This window comes from Paenibacillus sp. 2003 (assembly GCF_031455635.1).
GTDB classification, from domain to species: Bacteria; Bacillota; Bacilli; order Paenibacillales; family Paenibacillaceae; genus Paenibacillus; species Paenibacillus amylolyticus_B.
This window is the reverse complement of sequence record NZ_JAVDTB010000005.1, coordinates 23,887-41,858: the sequence shown is the minus strand read 5'-3', so window position 1 is coordinate 41,858 and position 17,972 is coordinate 23,887. Positions and strand designations below refer to the sequence as shown.

At 47.6% G+C, this 17,972-nt stretch carries 14 protein-coding genes and 1 other annotated feature; all 14 genes read left to right on the top strand.

Going from position 1 to position 17,972, the window contains the following annotated elements; all coding sequences use genetic code 11:
* Positions 1 to 26 precede the first annotated feature (26 nt).
* The 14 genes from yihA (at position 27) to J2X75_RS20245 (ending at position 17,938) form a co-directional block, all read left to right on the top strand.
* The gene (yihA, locus tag J2X75_RS20310; protein WP_124117707.1) at positions 27 to 683 is read left to right on the top strand and encodes a ribosome biogenesis GTP-binding protein YihA/YsxC; all 657 of its coding nucleotides are present in this window, start codon (positions 27 to 29) and stop codon (positions 681 to 683) included.
* A 267-nt stretch (positions 684 to 950) separates the two neighbouring features.
* Positions 951 to 1,538 carry a non-ribosomal peptide synthetase module gene (locus J2X75_RS20305; RefSeq protein WP_310339550.1) on the top strand — a complete coding sequence of 196 codons (588 nt, stop codon included), beginning with the start codon at positions 951 to 953 and terminating at the stop codon, positions 1,536 to 1,538.
* Between the two features lie 335 nt (positions 1,539 to 1,873).
* Positions 1,874 to 2,275 carry an adenosylmethionine decarboxylase gene (gene speD / locus J2X75_RS20300; protein ID WP_091011877.1) on the top strand — a complete coding sequence of 134 codons (402 nt, stop codon included), beginning with the start codon at positions 1,874 to 1,876 and terminating at the stop codon, positions 2,273 to 2,275.
* Positions 2,276 to 2,617: 342 nt separating this feature from the next.
* Positions 2,618 to 4,003: a glutamyl-tRNA reductase gene (hemA, locus tag J2X75_RS20295; RefSeq protein ID WP_310339546.1), complete on the top strand. Its 1,386-nt coding sequence runs from the start codon at positions 2,618 to 2,620 to the stop codon at positions 4,001 to 4,003.
* A gap of 14 nt (positions 4,004 to 4,017) precedes the next feature.
* Complete coding sequence (gene ccsA / locus J2X75_RS20290; protein ID WP_371129100.1) at positions 4,018 to 4,845, top strand: cytochrome c biogenesis protein CcsA; 828 nt, start codon at positions 4,018 to 4,020, stop codon at positions 4,843 to 4,845.
* Between the two features lie 5 nt (positions 4,846 to 4,850).
* Positions 4,851 to 5,501 carry a precorrin-2 dehydrogenase/sirohydrochlorin ferrochelatase family protein gene (locus tag J2X75_RS20285; protein ID WP_091037580.1) on the top strand — a complete coding sequence of 217 codons (651 nt, stop codon included), beginning with the start codon at positions 4,851 to 4,853 and terminating at the stop codon, positions 5,499 to 5,501.
* A 2-nt stretch (positions 5,502 to 5,503) separates the two neighbouring features.
* Entirely contained in the window at positions 5,504 to 6,460 is a 957-nt protein-coding gene (gene hemC / locus J2X75_RS20280; protein WP_310339543.1) for a hydroxymethylbilane synthase, read from the top strand.
* Positions 6,461 to 6,464: 4 nt separating this feature from the next.
* Positions 6,465 to 8,027 carry a uroporphyrinogen-III C-methyltransferase gene (cobA, locus tag J2X75_RS20275; protein WP_310339541.1) on the top strand — a complete coding sequence of 521 codons (1,563 nt, stop codon included), beginning with the start codon at positions 6,465 to 6,467 and terminating at the stop codon, positions 8,025 to 8,027.
* A gap of 102 nt (positions 8,028 to 8,129) precedes the next feature.
* Positions 8,130 to 9,131 carry a porphobilinogen synthase gene (gene hemB, locus J2X75_RS20270; protein ID WP_017692601.1) on the top strand — a complete coding sequence of 334 codons (1,002 nt, stop codon included), beginning with the start codon at positions 8,130 to 8,132 and terminating at the stop codon, positions 9,129 to 9,131.
* A 26-nt stretch (positions 9,132 to 9,157) separates the two neighbouring features.
* The gene (gene hemL / locus J2X75_RS20265; RefSeq protein ID WP_310339538.1) at positions 9,158 to 10,462 is read left to right on the top strand and encodes a glutamate-1-semialdehyde 2,1-aminomutase; all 1,305 of its coding nucleotides are present in this window, start codon (positions 9,158 to 9,160) and stop codon (positions 10,460 to 10,462) included.
* Complete coding sequence (locus tag J2X75_RS20260) at positions 10,459 to 11,367, top strand: RluA family pseudouridine synthase (protein ID WP_310339537.1); 909 nt, start codon at positions 10,459 to 10,461, stop codon at positions 11,365 to 11,367. Before hemL ends, J2X75_RS20260 begins: the two co-directional genes overlap by 4 nt.
* A 364-nt stretch (positions 11,368 to 11,731) precedes the next feature.
* Positions 11,732 to 13,318 (top strand): LysM peptidoglycan-binding domain-containing protein, encoded by a 1,587-nt coding sequence (locus J2X75_RS20255; protein ID WP_310339535.1) that lies wholly within the window; start codon positions 11,732 to 11,734, stop codon positions 13,316 to 13,318.
* A gap of 155 nt (positions 13,319 to 13,473) precedes the next feature.
* Positions 13,474 to 13,755, top strand: a binding site (T-box leader).
* A 61-nt stretch (positions 13,756 to 13,816) separates the two neighbouring features.
* Complete coding sequence (locus J2X75_RS20250) at positions 13,817 to 16,483, top strand: valine--tRNA ligase (protein ID WP_036605901.1); 2,667 nt, start codon at positions 13,817 to 13,819, stop codon at positions 16,481 to 16,483.
* Between the two features lie 78 nt (positions 16,484 to 16,561).
* Complete coding sequence (locus J2X75_RS20245; protein WP_036673600.1) at positions 16,562 to 17,938, top strand: bifunctional folylpolyglutamate synthase/dihydrofolate synthase; 1,377 nt, start codon at positions 16,562 to 16,564, stop codon at positions 17,936 to 17,938.
* The last annotated feature ends 34 nt before the right edge of the window (positions 17,939 to 17,972 follow it).

The following is a 17,972-nucleotide window of genomic DNA, read 5'->3' as shown; positions in this document are numbered from 1 at the left end:
GGCTTTCAAGAGAGGAAAGATACAATATGAAAGTAAATCAATCTGAATTTATTATCAGTGCCGTTCGGCCTGAACAATACCCCGAGGACGGTCTGCCAGAGATTGCTTTGGCGGGACGCTCCAATGTGGGAAAATCTTCCCTGATCAACCGTTTGATCAATCGTAAAAATTTGGCTCGGACGAGCTCAACACCGGGTAAGACACAGCAACTCAACTATTATAAAATTAATCAGGATCTCTACTTCGTCGATTTCCCGGGATATGGCTACGCTAAAGTTTCCAAAGAGCAACGCTTTGCCTGGGGCAAAATGATGGAGAAATACTTGTTGGGACGCGAAGAATTGAAACTGGTTATGCAGATGGTGGATATGAGACATGAGCCATCCAAGGATGACAAGATGATGAATGAGTGGCTTCGTCATAACGGATTGCCTTTGGTTGTCGTAGCGACCAAGATGGACAAGATTCCAAAAACACGCAGAGCCAAACATATCAAAGTCATTAAGGAATCACTGGGTCTTCGTTCAGGGGATTTGTTTGTACCGTTTTCATCCGAAGAGGGATTGGGGAAAGAAGAGTTATGGGATATCATTACCCGCCATGCCCGGATAGATAAGTATGCACCAGTGCTGGAAGCAGAGGGTGCTTCTGATGAGGAAGAAACCAACGAAATTAACGGATAACCGAGATAGTATACCGTTTTAGTGCAGGAAAGTGAGCATGCTAAGTGAATCTTTGATGAGATTAAGATTAATCCGGTTTTTTATGGAATTTCGTGAGAATTCATCATCTGGATCTGGAGAAAAATAACGTTAGGGTAGTGTATAATGAGCATAGGTGCATATTGCCAACAGTACCAAAATTACCGGCCATGCCGGCCTGAAGAATTTTGAGATGACTGCTACATGTGCAGGAAGACAAAACAATCGGGAAAGAATTGAGGGATTTGTATGGCTCAGCGGTTAGCCACAGAGTATGTTAAGGCCACTTTGAAATTGTCAGAACCCCAGATGCATCAGTTTTTGCGCATGACAGAAGATGGCAGGCTTCATCACCGGGTTAAGGTGTTGGACAATGGTTGTCAGGAGGTTGTGCTGGGGGATGTAAGTGGAGAAGAAGTGCATTTCCCTTTTGACCGCATAGAAGGGTTTTATATCTGTGAGTTATCTTGCCGCCTGGTGAATCTGCATCTCACCAATGTTGTCCGGAAGCTCTTTGTGACTTTTAAAGGTGACGGGGTCGTTCATCGGATCTATAAAGGGTTCACCATGACGTATGTTTATGCTCAAGGCACTGTCCGCAAAATTGTGGAGAAGACCGGGGAGAACACCCGAGTGATCTATGAATACAAAAATACGTTGCTTGAATTGCAACATCTGTTCCAGGCCAGAGATGTAGAACGCGAAATAAACCGTGTGTATGCCGAGATCGATTCACTGCTGGATACTAGAAAAGATGCGACTGCTGATCAGCTCCATCATATTGATGAGACGCTTGCTCGTCATCAAAAACGATTGTTTGAGCTTGAAGCTTATTAGCTTAAAATTGTATGTTTATAAACGTATATGTATATAATGAATTCCCTTGTATCTTCCGGGCAGTGGCACTCGCCAATGCGGAGGTTTCAGGGGGATTTTTTGATGTGAAATCGAATATTCCGAATTGAAAATATTTATTTTACAATCTTCTGGAAAAGGGTTGATTTCACTCTGATTCAATGTTATTTTTAATCTCGTTGAAAACAATATAGGAACCAGGATTCACTCAGGACATTATATGTTGCGAGAGATTTTTCCCTCGGGAAGTGAATGACGTAGGTCCTAGCGGATGAAATTTTTCAAACATTTTATTCCTAGGAAGGGGGAACCGAAGGGTGGAATATTCAACTTTCGGAAGACACGTTGCTGTTGATACTTGGGGTGTCGACTTTAATCTACTGAACAATGCAGAGTATCTGGAAGCCCAAATGGTTGAAGCAGCGGAGGCATGTGGCGCGACAGTGATGTCCGTACAATCCAAGCAGTTTGATCCACAGGGAGCAACCGTACTTGTACTATTGTCTGAGAGCCATCTCTCCATTCATACGTATCCTGAGAGAGGTTTTGCAGCAATAGACTGTTACACTTGTGGGGAGACCGTAGATCCACAGCTTGCTATTGACTACCTGGTATCCGTATTAAAGCCTGAAAAAACGTATGCAAAGAAGTTGGTACGTGGATTGGGCGAATTGCAAGTTGAAACACCAGAGATGAACAACCAGACTGAACGGGTTTAAATAAAAAGTATATTGCATACACAATGTTCACATATCGGGATGGACACATAACCTCCCAAACTTTAATAGTCATGGAATAATTCCATGGCTATTTGTTTTAATATGCGTATCGTTATGAATATTCATAATCGACACTTTTTAACGCATAACAGTGAACTTTGGTGAGACACTACAATAAATGACAGTGCATATGATGATGAACATGGTGATTTCATAAACATTTCATAAAAATGACCCGGTCACGGCTATGATGTGTGATATAATTAACCATGTCAATCCTAAATGGATAGACATATGCAGTAAGCACTTTGATTGGAAATTTATTAGGCAGGTGAACTTGCAATGCACATCGTTGTCGTTGGTTTGAATTATCGCACGGCGCCTGTAGAGGTTAGGGAACGATTCACATTTGCAGAAAAGGACTTGTCTGAAGCGCTGCAGCAGCTCAAGCTGACCAAGAGTGTATTGGAAGGTGTAATCGTAGCCACATGTAACCGTACCGAGTTGTATGTTGTGGTGGACCGTCTTCACATGTGTGGTTATTTTATTCGAACATTCATGGAACAATGGTTTAATGTACCACGGGAAGAATTTACGCAACACTTATATATATATGAAGATGATCAAGCCATGCGCCATTTGTTCCGTGTCATCTGCGGACTGGATTCCATGGTCATTGGCGAGACTCAGATTCTTGGACAGGTGAAACAGTCTTTTCTTAAAGCGCAGGAAGAGAAATCAACAGGTACATGGTTTAATAAGTTATTTAAGCAGGCCGTTACACTGGGCAAACGGGCACATTCGGAGACTTCCATTGGGGAGAGCGCCGTATCTGTCAGTTATGCTGCTGTCGAACTCGGTAAGAGGATTTTTGGCATGTTCACAGACAAGAAGGTGCTCATTTTGGGTGCCGGCAAGATGAGTGAACTAACCGTGAAACATCTCTATGCCAACGGGGCATCCGAGGTCATCGTGGCGAATCGTACGCTTGCAAGAGCAGAAGAATTGGCAGCCAAGTTCCGGGGCACACCTTGTACGATGGAACAGGCATTAGATCGACTTAATGAAGTTGATATTGTGATTAGTTCCACTGGAGCTGAACGTTATGTCATGGATGCAGCAGTGGTACGGGAGAGCATGAAGCGTCGTCAATCTCGTCCATTGTTCCTGATTGATATTGCGGTTCCACGCGATATTGATCCGGCGATTGGTGAATTATCCAATGTATTTCTCTATGACATTGATGATCTGGAAGGAATCGTGGAGAGTAACCTGGAGATGCGTAAGGTGGAAGCTGCCAAGATTGAGAGAATGATCGAGCTTGAGATGGAGGATTATTACCATTGGCTCAAAACGTTGGGTGTTCGTCCCGTTATTCGCGCTTTGCAGGAAAAAGGTGTCTCCATTCATGAAGAAACGATGGATAGCCTGTTTAATAAACTGCCTGAGCTCGATGAACATCAACGTAAAGTCATTCGTCGTTTGACCAAGAGTATTGTGAACCAAATGACGACAGATCCGATTAATCGGATTAAGGAAATGGCAGGCACGAAGCAAGGTGATGAAGCTCTGCGCATGTTTACTCAGATTTTCGCTCTGGAAGATGCAGTAGAGATGGCCGCTGAAAAAGTGAGTCAGAGTGATGCCACAGCTCTGGCGAAACCAGCTGCTCATCTTAACGAAAACCGGCAAGACCCCGTGCCGGCTTATGCTCCGGCAGGCGTATAAGGCGGGTGGGCAGCTTGACCCTTGCTGAACAAGTCTATGAAGCTCTAATCTATATGTATGCCCTGAGCCTACTGTTCTATTTCTCGGACTGCATTCGACGCAATGCGGGGGCGAAGCGGACAGGCACAGGGTTTCTTGTCGTTGTTTGGGGGTTGCAGGTAACGCATGTTATATTGCGCATGTGGACTGAAGGCCATTTCCCCATCTACACTACCTTTGATTTTTTGTTTATATTTTCATTCAGTATTGTACTGATGTCTCTTGTCATGACTCGCATCCAGCGTTCCGAATTTGTGATTTTGTTGCTGAATGTTGTAGGTTTTTCCGTTACGGTATTAAACCGACTGTGGTTTACGGCCGGAGAGATATCACTGCATAACTGGCAAACGGTACATGGATTACTTATCATGCATATTACCTTGGCGAATCTTGGTTTTGCGGCGTTAACCGTTGCTACGGTATTTGCCTTGTTATATCTGTTCTTGCACCGTAAGTTGAAGAAAAAAAAGTGGAATGATACGATGCGACGGCTGCCAAGCCTGGAAGTGATCGGTAAGTATATGGATGGTGCTACGTTGATAGGTACACCGCTCCTTGGTGTTTCTGTGATGCTTGCCGTATTATCCATTGTGGCGGAAAGACGCTGGATTCTGCTCTTGGATCTCAAAGTTATTTCGACAGGTCTTGCTATAGCCATCTATGTGGGTTATTTCGTATCCAAGAGAAGGAAACAGTTCTCTACAATTATCATGGCAAGATGGACACTGATCGGGTACGGATTTGTCATTATAAGTTTTTTATCCAATGCGTATTCAGCGTTTCATCGTTGGACGGGAGAGTGAAGGGGATGGACCGTTACACGCCGATATTTGTGAATACTTCAGGCAAGAAGTGCTGCGTGGTTGGTGGTGGACGTGTTGCCGAACGTAAAATTAAGGGATTGCTGCATGCTGAGGCACAGATTACGGTCATTAGTCCGGAGCTTACTCCCGTATTAAAACAACTGCATCATGAATCCCGAATTCAATGGATAGACCGGTCCTACCGCAATGGAGATTTGCGGGGGGCCTTTCTCGTATATGCAGCGACTGACCATTCAGAGGTCAATTCAACTGTGGTTCGGGATGCTGAGGCTGCGGGCATATTGGTGAATGACGCAATGTCTTCGAAGCACAGCAGCTTTATTACACCAAGCGTGGTAAGGCGCGGGAGATTAAGCATAGCGATATCCACAGCAGGAGCGGGACCGGCAGCAGCTGCGGAGATACGTGCCACACTCGAACGACAGTTCGGTGATGAGTATGAGACGTACCTTGAGTTTTTGCACCAGATGAGGACCGAGGTGAAGTCACGCGTATCATGTTCAAGTCTCAGAAGTACGTTGCTTCGGCAATTAACTGAAATGCACATATTAGAAGATATTCGAACAGGCCATTTTCGGTGGTGGACCGAAGAAGAAATCGGGGACTGGATATCCCGTAATCAGGAGGAAGTGTAGATATGCGTATAATTAAAGTTGGAAGTAGACAGAGCGCGCTTGCGCTAACCCAGACAGGCCATGTCATTCAGGATTTACGCGATATTTGTGAGCGGGAAGGATTAGCTTTTGACTTTGAAGTACATAAGATTGTTACCAAGGGAGATCTCATTCTGGATGTAACGTTGTCAAAAGTCGGAGGCAAAGGTTTGTTTGTCAAAGAGATTGAACAAGCGATGCTTGATCGTACGATTGATATGGCTGTGCATAGCATGAAGGATATGCCTTCCGAGTTACCCGAAGGATTAATCAATGGTGCTATTCCCCGTCGTGCAGATCCACGGGATGCGCTGATCTCTAATGGTGGACTAACTCTGGATCAACTGCCAGAAGGAGCTAGAGTCGGAACAAGCAGTCTGCGCCGGTCGAGTCAATTGAAAGCCTATCGTCCAGATTTGCAATTGGAATCGATTCGCGGCAATATTGATTCCCGTCTGCGGAAGCTGGAGACCGAAGGATTCGATGCGATTATTCTGGCAGCTGCAGGATTGTACCGTATGGGCTGGGAAGACCGAATCACAGAGTACCTGACTGAAACAGCTTGCCTTCCGGCAGTGGGTCAAGGCGCGCTTGGTATCGAATGTCGTGAAGACGATGAGGAACTGTTGCACTTGCTGCAGCTGTATAATGATCCGGAGACGGCATTTCCTGTACAGGCGGAACGCCGTTTTCTCAGTGTATTGAATGGGGGCTGCCAGGTTCCGATCGGTGCTCATGCGGTGTGGGTGCCTCAGCAAGATGCAGATTCCCTGAATGGTGAAAACACGTTACAATTAACAGGTATGGTCGGTACGCCTGATGGTGGACTGATTCTTAAGGAAGCTCTGATCGGCAAGGACCCGGTCCGTCTGGGTGAAGAAGTGGCTTGGAGATTGATTGAACGGGGAGCAGAGCAGATACTGGCAGAAGTTAGGGGATGAAGACATGGTGGGAAAGGTCTTTTTGGTAGGGGCAGGTCCTGGGGATGCAAAGCTGATTACGGTAAAAGGGTGGGAATCCATCGGTAAAGCTGATGCTGTAGTCTATGATCGTTTGGCAAGTCCGAGATTGTTGAAACAAATGAAACCCGGCGCAGTCAAGATTTACGTGGGCAAGCGCCCGGATCGGCATACGATGAAACAGGAAGAGATCAATCAACTGTTAGTTGATCTGGCGCTTGAAGGCAAGGTTGTAGTTCGACTTAAGGGTGGCGACCCGACGATCTTTGGACGTGTAGGCGAAGAGGCGGGTTTGCTGCACAAAAACGGAATTCCGTTTGAGATTGTACCTGGGGTTACCGCTGCAATAAGTGTACCTGCGTATGCCGGAATTCCCGTCACTCACCGTGACTATGCATCTTCCATCTCTATTATTACGGGGCACGAGAGTCCGGACAAGCTTGATCGCAGTATCCATTGGGATAAAGTGACGAATGCAACGGGCACACTTGTATTTATGATGGGGGTTGCCAAAATTGGATATATCAGCGAACAATTGATTCGTCATGGTCGTCCAGCGCAAACACCGGTAGCTCTGATTCGTTGGGGAACACGAGCGGAACAGGATACCCTTATAGGTACCCTTGAGGATATAGAAGCGAAAGTGATCGCAGCCAATTTCCAACCGCCTGCTGTTATTGTGGTGGGGGATGTCGTGAATCAACGGGAACAGTTGAAATGGGCAGAGGCGCTGCCGCTGTTTGGCAAACGAATTCTGGTAACCCGTGCTCGCAGTCAGGCGAGTGAACTGGTGAATCGCATTGAGGAACTCGGCGGCGAACCGTATGAGTTTCCGGTCATTGAGACGGTCATGCCTTCCAGTGAATCTGCGCAGCAAAGTGTCATAGAAGCCTTCAGTGCTTTAAATACCTATGACTGGGTGTTTTTCACAAGTGTGAACGGCGTGGAGTTTTTCTTCCGCCACCTGGAACAGGAAGGTAAGGATATTCGCTCGATTCATCAAGCGAGAATTGCTGCCGTAGGACCTTCCACAGCAGACGCTTTGCGCAAACATGGCATCGTTGCAGAGGTTGTCAAAGGTCCTTTCCAGGCCGAAGGCATGCTTGAGGCTTTTGAAAGCGAATTGAAGGAAGGTCAGAGAGTATTGCTCCCGCACGGTGATCTTGCACGTACATGGTTACGTGATCAGTTGAGAGAACGAGGACTTCAGGTCACCGAAGCCATCACCTACGATACGATCCTCGCTGGTGAGGATGATGACGAACTGCTTAAGCTGCTTGAAGAAGGTGGTATTCATGCGGTGACCTTTACAAGTTCATCGACGGTTACCAATTTCATGAGTATGTTGAAACGTATGGGGTTGCAAGATCCACTGCCTTTATTGAAAGATGTGGAGGTTGCGTGTATCGGACCTGTTACAGCGAAGACAGCAGAAGCCGCTGGACTAAAGGTTACACTGATGGCAGAGGAAGCAACGATGGATAGCTTGATCACAGTGCTATGCGACTGGAAACGGACAGGCACCAAAGAAGGCGCTCTTCGAAATTAATACACATTTAATCATGTCAACATATGAAGCGTGCTGAATTCGATAGGATACCAGCGCGCTTCCCTTTTTGCTCTATTTAACTTTCAGGGAGGTTTTACACGTATGAGTTTTCCAATTGTACGGCATCGCCGTTTACGCCAATCCACAGGTATTCGTAATATGGTCAGAGAGACCCATCTAACCGTGGACGACTTTATTCAACCGATCTATGTGACGTATGGAGAAAATGTGAAATCTGAAATTAAATCCATGCCTGGCGTATTCCGCTTCTCGTTGGATCGTCTTCAGGAGGAAGTAACGGAAATTGCCGAGCTGGGAATTCCAGCCGTGTTATTGTTCGGTATTCCGGAGACGAAGGACAGTGTGGGTTCATCTGGCTTCGCTGAAGATGGCATTGTGCAGGAAGCGACGAGATTGATCAAATCCTGGTACCCGGAATTGCTGGTTGTTGCGGATACTTGTCTGTGTGAATTCACGGATCACGGTCACTGCGGTATGGTACACACCGTGGAGATTGACGGCCACATCTGCGGAGATGTATTAAATGATGAATCACTGGATCTACTCGTGCAAACGGCAGTGTCTCAAGCCAAAGCAGGAGCGGACATTATTGCACCATCCAACATGATGGATGGATTTGTACAAGCGATCCGCGCCGGGCTGGATGAGAATGGATTCAGTCACATTCCGATCATGTCCTACTCTGTTAAATATGCATCCGCATTTTATGGTCCATTCCGTGAAGCAGCAGATTCCACACCACAATTCGGAGACCGTAAGTCCTATCAGATGGACCCGGCGAACGCGCGTGAAGCCTTGCGTGAAGCAGAGACGGATGTGCTCGAAGGAGCGGACATGTTGATGGTAAAACCATCCCTTTCCTATCTGGATGTTATGCGCACCATCAAGGATCAATTTGATCTTCCGCTTGTTGCCTATAATGTAAGTGGCGAGTATGCCATGGTGAAGGCGGCGGCGATTCAAGGCTGGATCGATGAGAAAAAAGTTGCCATGGAAATCCTGCTCAGCATGAAACGCGCAGGTGCAGATATGATCATTACCTACTACGGAAAAGACGCTTCACGCTGGTTGGCTGAGAAATAAAATAAATTATATTAAGGAGGATATTCATGACTGCACAACAAGGTAATCGACGCAATGATGAGCGCTCACGCAGCGCGTTTGAGGAAGCGAAGCAGTACATACCCGGGGGTGTGAACAGCCCTGTACGCGCATTCAAATCGGTGGGACTTACTCCGATCTATGCAGAACGCGGCGAAGGGTCCAAAATCTACGATATTGATGGCAATGTTTTTATTGACTATGTGGGATCGTGGGGCCCACTCATTATGGGACATGCACACCCTGACGTTGTAGAAGCTTTGCGTGAGACAGCCCTCAAAGGAACAAGCTTTGGTGCGCCTACCTTGCTGGAGACCGAGATGGCAAAACTGGTCTGTGAGCGTGTACCTTCTATCGATATCGTGCGGATGGTTAATTCCGGCACGGAAGCAACCATGAGTGCCATTCGACTGGCACGCGGGGTAACCGGACGCAGTAAAATTCTGAAGTTTGAAGGATCATATCATGGACATGCGGACAGCTTGCTGATCAAGGCTGGTTCAGGTGTTGCAACACTGGGTCTACCGGATAGTCCAGGTGTACCTGAAGGTGTAGCTGTGAATACAATTACGGTACCTTATAACGATCTGGAGTCCGTGAAGCTTGCTTTTGAACGTTATGGTGAAGAACTGGCTGCTGTTATTGTGGAACCTGTGGCAGGTAACATGGGGGTTGTACCACCGGCTTACGGTTTCCTTGAAGGCCTGCGCAGTTTGACGACCCAATATGGCAGCCTGCTTATTTTTGACGAAGTCATGACCGGTTTCCGCGTAGGGTTGAACTGTGCTCAGGGACGGTATGGGGTTACACCTGACCTGACTTGTCTGGGTAAAGTTATCGGTGGCGGACTCCCGGTTGGTGCTTATGGTGGTCGTCGGGATCTGATGGAACAGATTGCTCCAACAGGACCAATCTATCAGGCGGGTACACTGAGTGGGAACCCGCTGGCTATGGCAGCAGGATATACAACGCTCAAATTGTTAACACCAGAGGTCTATGACCGTCTGGAGACATTGTCCGCACGTCTGCAAGCCGGATTCGAGAAAAATGCAGCTGAGACGGGTATTGCGATAACCATTAACCGTGTGGGTTCCATGGTTTGTCCATTCTTCAGTGCCGTTCCAGTAACCAATTATGATATTGCCAAAGAAAGCAATCTGGATCAATTCCGTCGTTATTTTGCGGCCATGATTGATCAAGGTGTGAGTGTTGCGCCTTCGCAATACGAAGGCATGTTTGTCTCTGGTGTGCACACGGAGCAGGATATTGACGATACGATTGAGGCGAATCGTAAAGCTCTTCAATCGCTATGACCATCAAAAGTTGGAAACGCCGCGGGGAATGGCTGGAGCTGATGCCAGGGAAAGCCGTAACAGGCAGTTTGGACAAACAGATGGCCGCAGAGCAATGGCTATTGTCTGAGCTGCAGTTTCCGGAGAAACTGCTCCGTCAGCTGAAAGCAAACCGAGGAATACAACTTGCAGGGGACCGGCTTCGGCTGGCCCTTTTTGCGTCCCAGCCAATCGATGTTGAGCCACGCTGGGCTGATGTGGATGTATTGTATGAGGATGATTTCTGTCTGGTTATGCACAAACCGGCAGGCATGAAACTGCATCCGGATGGAAACCGTGCCGATCAGGCCATCACGCTGGATCATGTGGTTGCCTCTTATTATGAAATGAACGGAATACAGGCAAGCGTACGCCATGTTCATCGACTGGATGAGGATACAACCGGACCTGTTCTGTATGCCAAAAATGCTTTTGCCCTCGCCAAACTGGATGAAGCGATGCGTCGCAAAGAGATTGGCCGCCATTATGTTGCCATTGCAGGTGGACAAATTCCCCTTGAACTCCACAAAATTGATGCTCCCATTGGCAAGGACAGACATCACAAACAGCGCAGGCGTGTCTCGGAAGGTGGGCAGGGAGCTGTTACCCATGTGGAGATCGTTGAAGTATGGGAACGAGCAACCCTTGTACGATTAAAGCTGGATACAGGACGTACACACCAAATTCGTGTACACCTGAGCTACGCGGGACACCCGCTTATTGGTGATGCGTTGTATGGAGGTAGAGCGGATGTCATTGGGCGACAAGCACTTCACGGAGAGATGCTTAAGTTTAGTCATCCTTTAACCGGAGCCGTGATTGAAGTGGATGCCCCTTGGCCGCCCGATTTCACACAATTGGCAGAACGTGAAAAGGTGTATTCATAAATGATATAGAGCGAACTTTACTAGTTACACGAGAACGGAGAGGACAGAAATAACGTGAAGAAACGGAGCGTTCGCCTAAAAGCTTTCTGAAAGAAAGCTGCTTCGGAAGCATAAGCTATCCCCGGATTTTCCCTTTGAAGAAGGGAATCGAAAAATCTGGGGATAACAGTGATCGGATGGTTATTCTGTCATCGAAGTGGCTAGGTTCAACATTCTCTATTTCGCTTTATATAACAAGGTTTTTCAAAAGGTGGCATGCTCATCTCATTCAAGGCATATAGATGGGGTAACGAAGGATTTGGACCATGGATCAGTCCCATGAGAAGGATCATGGTGAACATATGCCGAAAGGAGGACGCCACCTTTGTTGAATCAACCTTATGGTTTGCGGTTCGATATTTATGAGCGCGTTCATTTGTCTGAGGGAGTCCCTGCGATTGAGGAATTGGAGGAGATTGAACTATACCCGCGCATTCAAGTCATAGGGCAGGATGATCATGCCACGTTAAGAGGGCATCTTTTACTTACAGGTGCGTACAGAGGAGAAAATGAGGCTTCAGAGGAGCTCAAACATTTTATTCCCGTGGAGATCACAGTGCCGCTGAACCGGGTCAGATCGATTGAGGATATTTCCATCGAGATCGAAAATTTTGACGTGGATCTGTTATCCAATCGTAGTCTGAACATTACAGGCGTGTTGTCGCTGCGAGGCATCGAGGGCTTTCCTGTTGAAGAGCCACAAGTGTGGTCAGCAGATGAGTTTACAGTTGTCCACTCACCTGATGCTCAGCAATCCAACCGTTCCGATGAAGCAGCACAGACAGGCAGCAGCGACCCCAACACATTTGCACAAGAGTACCTGCTCCAGCGGAGTGAGGAAGAGAGACTTGCGAATGCAGCAGAACTTGCCTATGGTGCTCCGGAATTCGCTGACCTGTCCACAAGGGAAGAGACATTAAGGAATAGCGAAGAATGGCAGCAGGAATATGCGGATTCGTCATCGGCCGAGCCACTTCAATCTGAGGAGCAAAGTGCAGAGTACGCTAACGGAAACAGACAACCTGATGCAAACGAAGATCCCTCCTCCCTGGCAGCGAATGGGGATGAATTGGCATCTCATGAGCAATACAGCGAACCTTCTCCGATCTCGTCATTTATGGCTGAGACCGCAGATCGGTTAGCTTCTTACCCTGAGTCGGAACCATTGCTGCCTCTGGAAGATGAGTCTTCGGGTTGGTCCGAGCCTTCCGTGGATGCATTGCCTGCGAACTCGAGAAGTGCAGATCAAGCAGTCACAGAGCCTGCTGCTCAATCATCTAATGAGTTCGCAGCACCAGATGTACCGGACGGACCTGAAGTATGGCATTTCGAATCAGCGAGATCTGTACCTCAGCAGGAGAATCAGGCAGTTGCCGATGTCCCGGGCGAATCACAGGCGGAGAACTGGCAAGGTGTATTTGCTTCGTCCGAATCAGGCAACGCTGAGGAAGATCGGCCGTCTTTTGAAGCGACTGGGGTAGACGAGTTCGTACAGAACGAAACATTTGTTCCTGAACCTGTGGCTGAGACGGAAGACAAGCCGGAGCTGAAGGTTGCTTTTGGCAGCAAAAAAGAATCGGCGCCACGGCAAGAAGAGGGCGTAGGTATCTCTTCCTTGTTATCCTCGGGCAGAGCGGCACGCGATGCTGAAGTGGAGCGAGGTGATGAGGTTCCTGCGGGTGTGGTACAGGAAGAAACATATCCAGCTGATGATGTGGAATGGAAGAACCTGTTCCTGGGAACGATCGTGGACCAGACCCCATTCCGCAAGGTGAAACTGTGCATCGTTCAGCGAGAAGATACACTGGATGCCATTGCAGATCGATATCAATTGAGCACGAGGGAACTTCAGTTGTATAACCGATTATCTGAGCAGGTTGTGGAAGAAGGTCAGATATTATACATCCCTTAATTCGCAGTTAAAGCCTTCGTTACGGCCCGTGATCCCCTTGAGGATTGCGGGTTTTTGCATGATTCGTCCTAAACCTGCATTCCAGCGCTCTTTATCCGCTATTGTCAGGTTGACTATCGCGCACGAGCAAGGTATGATGTGTGTAGGTTTTTTGAAGAACAACGTGGAACGGGAGTAGTAGACAGTATGACCTTTCAGAGAGTGGAATTGCAGCGCTGTGAGATTCCGCAGGAACCAACTGATCGAAGTCGCCCGGGAGTTGCCTGTTTGAATACAAGGGATGAATGAGATTTATCGTCATTTATTTCTGAGGTAGGATGGGCCGGTAGCAGCCGTTATCTGCTTGAAGTGTCACGTCATATACAGAGGGTGAAGTCTATCTTGCTGTAGGCGTGAAACAAAGGTGGTACCGCGAAAGCTAACCTTTCGTCCTTTGATGGATGAAAGGTTTTTTTTGTTTTTTTTGGCGAAGATGATGAAGTAACGGAGGAATGACACATGTCTGAGGAAAAAAAATCAGCTGCAACAGAAATGCCGACCACTTACGATCCTAAAGCGGCAGAGGACAAATGGTACTCCACCTGGATGGAGCGCGGATATTTCAAAGCCGGTCAACGTAAAGATGCCGAGCCGTATACGATTGTAATTCCACCCCCAAATGTGACCGGGATGCTGCACATCGGGCATGCGCTCGACTTTACACTACAGGATATTCTGATCCGCACCAAACGGATGCAGGGTTATGATGCACTATGGCTTCCGGGTTCGGACCATGCAGGTATTGCTACCCAAACCAAAGTGGAGCAGAAGCTACGTGAAGAAGGTCTGACCCGTTATGATCTGGGACGCGAGAAGTTTCTGGAGAAAGTATGGGATTGGAAAGATCAATATGCCACAACCATTCGTCAGCAATGGGGCAAAATGGGTCTGTCGCTTGACTACTCACGTGAACGTTTTACGCTGGATGAAGGTCTGTCCCAAGCGGTTCGCAAAGTATTTGTTCAACTGTATGAAAAAGGCCTTATTTACCGAGGCAAACGCATCATTAACTGGGACCCGGTGAACCGGACAGCTCTGTCCGACATTGAGGTTGAATATAAAGAGGTTCAGGGTCACTTGTACCATCTGCGTTACCCCCTCAAAGACGGAAGTGGCTACGTTACCGTGGCAACAACGCGTCCTGAAACGATGCTGGGTGATACAGCGGTTGCTGTTCATCCGAAGGATGAGCGTTATGCAGATATGATTGGTAAAGTACTTGTACTGCCTATCATTGGACGCGAAATTCCAATTATCGCTGATGATTATGTGGATAAAGAGTTCGGAAGTGGTGCAGTTAAAATCACGCCTGCGCATGATCCAAATGACTTTGAAGTAGGTCTTCGTCATGATCTGCCTCAAATTACGGTAATGGATGAGAGCGGCACAATGAATGCTGAGGCAGGCAAGTATCAGGGACTGGATCGCAGTGACTGCCGCAAGCAGATTGTTGCTGACTTGAAAGAGCAGGGCGTATTGATCAATATCGAGGATCACACGCATCAGGTTGGACACAGTGAACGTACCGGAGCTGTTGTTGAACCATATCTGTCTACACAGTGGTTCGTTGAGATGAAGCCACTTGCAGAGAGAGCGATTAAAAAACAACAGAGCGGCGAAGGGGTTAATTTTGTTCCAGATCGTTTTGAGAAAACCTATCTGAACTGGATCGAAAACGTTCGTGACTGGTGTATTTCCCGTCAACTGTGGTGGGGACATCGTATTCCTGCTTGGTATGATGAAGAAACGGGTGAAATCATCGTATCTGCTGAAGATCCAACAACGCTGCCAGAGTATGCTGGACGCAAGCTCAGACAGGACGAAGACGTACTCGATACTTGGTTTAGCTCCGGCTTATGGCCATTCTCCACACTAGGCTGGCCGGAAGATACGGAAGACCTGAAACGTTATTATCCGACAAGTGTACTTGTGACAGGGTATGACATCATATATTTCTGGGTTGCACGCATGATTTTCACTGCACTGGAATTCACGGATGAGATTCCATTCAAGGATGTGCTGATGCATGGTCTTGTTCGTGATGCAGATGGACGCAAAATGTCCAAATCACTGGGCAACGGTGTAGATCCGCTGGATGTGATTGAGAAATACGGCGCAGATGCAATGCGTTACATGATCTCAACCAGCAGCACGCCAGGTCAGGATCTCCGTTTCCGTTGGGAACGGGTGGAACAGGCACGTAATTTCGCCAACAAGATCTGGAATGCTTCGCGCTTTGCATTGATGAATCTGGAAGGATTCACCTATGAGGAACGTGACATTAGCGGAGAGCTTGGTACAGCGGATTATTGGATTTTGCATCGTCTGAACGAAACTTCCCGCGATATTACGCGTCTAATCGAAGCGTATGAATTTGGGGAGACGGGTCGTGTGTTGTATAACTTTATCTGGGATGACCTGTGTGACTGGTACATTGAGTTTGCTAAGTTGTCCTTCTATGGGGAAGATCCGGTTGCCAAGAAGAAAACACAATCCGTGCTTGCTTATGTGCTGGATCAGACCATGCGCCTGATTCATCCGTTTATGCCATACATCTCCGAAGAGATCTGGCAGCATCTGCCGCATGAAGGTGAGACCATTACGCTGGCATCATGGCCGGTATATGATCCTGCTCTTGAGAACCCAGAGGCTGTTGCCGAGATGAACCTGCTCATGGATACCATTCGTGCAGTGCGAAATATTCGTGCAGAAGTGAACGTGCCGATGAGCAAAAAGATCGAGTTGATGGTCAAAGCAAATAGTGCTGAGACGTCCAGCATCATTGCGCGTAACAGTCACTACATCAAACGTTTCTGTAATACGTCCGAGTTCGATAGTGGGCTGGATTTAAACTCACCGGATAAGGCAATGACTGCGATCATTACGGGGGCAGAACTATACTTGCCGCTCGCAGGTCTTATTGATATCGAGCAGGAAGTGGCTCGTTTGGAGAAAGAGTTGGAGAACCTTGAGGGCGAAGTTCTCCGTGTAGAGAAAAAGCTGGCGAACGAAGGCTTTGTTGCCAAAGCTCCTGCCAAAGTTATTGAGGAAGAGCGCGCCAAGCAAGCAGATTATTCCGATAAACGGGATAAAGTGATTGCACGAATCAAGGAACTTAAAGGTTAATATATTTGGGTCGGATGGAGAGCCATTATGCCATCCGGCCGCTTTTTTCACTCAAACTCGGGACCGAAGGTGAATCAGATGACGGAATTAGACGGGACAGATGCAGCAGCTCCTTTACTTACGTATAACGAGGCCGTGGACTGGATCAATGGCCTTATTCCTTTTGGCATCCGACCTGGATTGGAACGAATCGAGAGTCTGATGTCCATGTTAGGCAACCCACACCAACGTCTCAAATTTATTCATGTCGCGGGAACGAACGGCAAAGGTTCGACTTGCGCTTTTTTGACGTCAGTGCTTCTTCAGGCTGGATATGATGTGGGTACCTTTACGTCGCCTTATATCACCAAGTTTACAAACCGTTTTCAATACAACGGTGAGGATATTCCTGAAGAAATCCTGCTTAAGCTTTCGAACCGATTACATCCACTGGTCATGGAAATGGCCTCCACTCCGCTTGGATCACCCACGATGTTTGAGGTGTCCACGGCTCTCGCGCTTCTGTACTATGCAGAGGAGTGTTACCCTGACGTTGTGGTATGGGAGACGGGGCTAGGGGGAAGGATGGACGTAACGAATATTGTCGCACCTGTTGTGTCCGTCATCACCAACATTGGTATGGATCATACGGATGTGCTTGGAGATACGATTGAGCAGATTGCTGGAGAAAAGGCAGGTATTATCAAGCCGGGAGTACCCGTTGTGACTTGCGCGACTCAGCCCGAAGCTGTGAAGGTGATTCAGGAGAAAGCACAGCAGCTTCAATCAAGCGTGTATTTGGCTGGAGACCAATTCTCTTATCATAGACTGGACAGCAATGAGAACGGACAATCTTTTCATTTTACAGGCCCGTTCCGTGATCTGGACGTTCGCATACGCATGCAGGGCTCACATCAATGTGACAATGCAGCGGCCGCACTTATGGTGCTTGAATTGCTTAGACAATACATGGCATTTATGCTGGATGACAACGATATTGCACTTGGACTGGAGAATGCTTTCTGGGCAGGAAGATTCGAAAAAGTCGTCGATGAACCCCGAATTGTGCTTGATGGAGCACATAATCCGGAAGGGGCAGAGTCACTGGCCAAGAGCATTATGGATGTCTATCCGCACAACAAGTTAATTTTGATGATGGGTATGTTGGCAAATAAGCATCACGAAGCGTATTTGCAGCATATACTGCCACTAGTGGATACGCTGATCCTGACCGAGCCAGATTTCCGACGCAAAATGGATGCAGCCGAATTGCTGCAGATTGTTGAACGGGTACGTCCCGCCATTGCGAAGCAGGAACTGGAAATCATCGTCGAGCCCGAATGGGCAAAGGCACTTGATCTATTGAAGTCACGGACGGAAGCGGAAGATCTGGGGGTGGTCTCCGGCACACTGTACCTGATTGCGGATGTGCGGGCAGCCCTTTTGCATCAAACCGATTCTGAAAAAGGTTGGTGAAAGTTTTGTTAAATACATCGGAACACGTTCATTT

Coding starts and splice junctions, on each gene's coding strand:
- yihA (WP_124117707.1), top strand. CDS start 27: ATGAAAGTAAATCAATCTGAATTTATTATCAGTGCCGTTCGGCCTGAA.
- J2X75_RS20305 (WP_310339550.1), top strand. CDS start 951: ATGGCTCAGCGGTTAGCCACAGAGTATGTTAAGGCCACTTTGAAATTG.
- hemA (WP_310339546.1), top strand. CDS start 2,618: ATGCACATCGTTGTCGTTGGTTTGAATTATCGCACGGCGCCTGTAGAG.
- J2X75_RS20285 (WP_091037580.1), top strand. CDS start 4,851: ATGGACCGTTACACGCCGATATTTGTGAATACTTCAGGCAAGAAGTGC.
- hemC (WP_310339543.1), top strand. CDS start 5,504: ATGCGTATAATTAAAGTTGGAAGTAGACAGAGCGCGCTTGCGCTAACC.
- cobA (WP_310339541.1), top strand. CDS start 6,465: ATGGTGGGAAAGGTCTTTTTGGTAGGGGCAGGTCCTGGGGATGCAAAG.
- hemB (WP_017692601.1), top strand. CDS start 8,130: ATGAGTTTTCCAATTGTACGGCATCGCCGTTTACGCCAATCCACAGGT.
- hemL (WP_310339538.1), top strand. CDS start 9,158: ATGACTGCACAACAAGGTAATCGACGCAATGATGAGCGCTCACGCAGC.
- J2X75_RS20260 (WP_310339537.1), top strand. CDS start 10,459: ATGACCATCAAAAGTTGGAAACGCCGCGGGGAATGGCTGGAGCTGATG.
- J2X75_RS20250 (WP_036605901.1), top strand. CDS start 13,817: ATGTCTGAGGAAAAAAAATCAGCTGCAACAGAAATGCCGACCACTTAC.
- J2X75_RS20245 (WP_036673600.1), top strand. CDS start 16,562: ATGACGGAATTAGACGGGACAGATGCAGCAGCTCCTTTACTTACGTAT.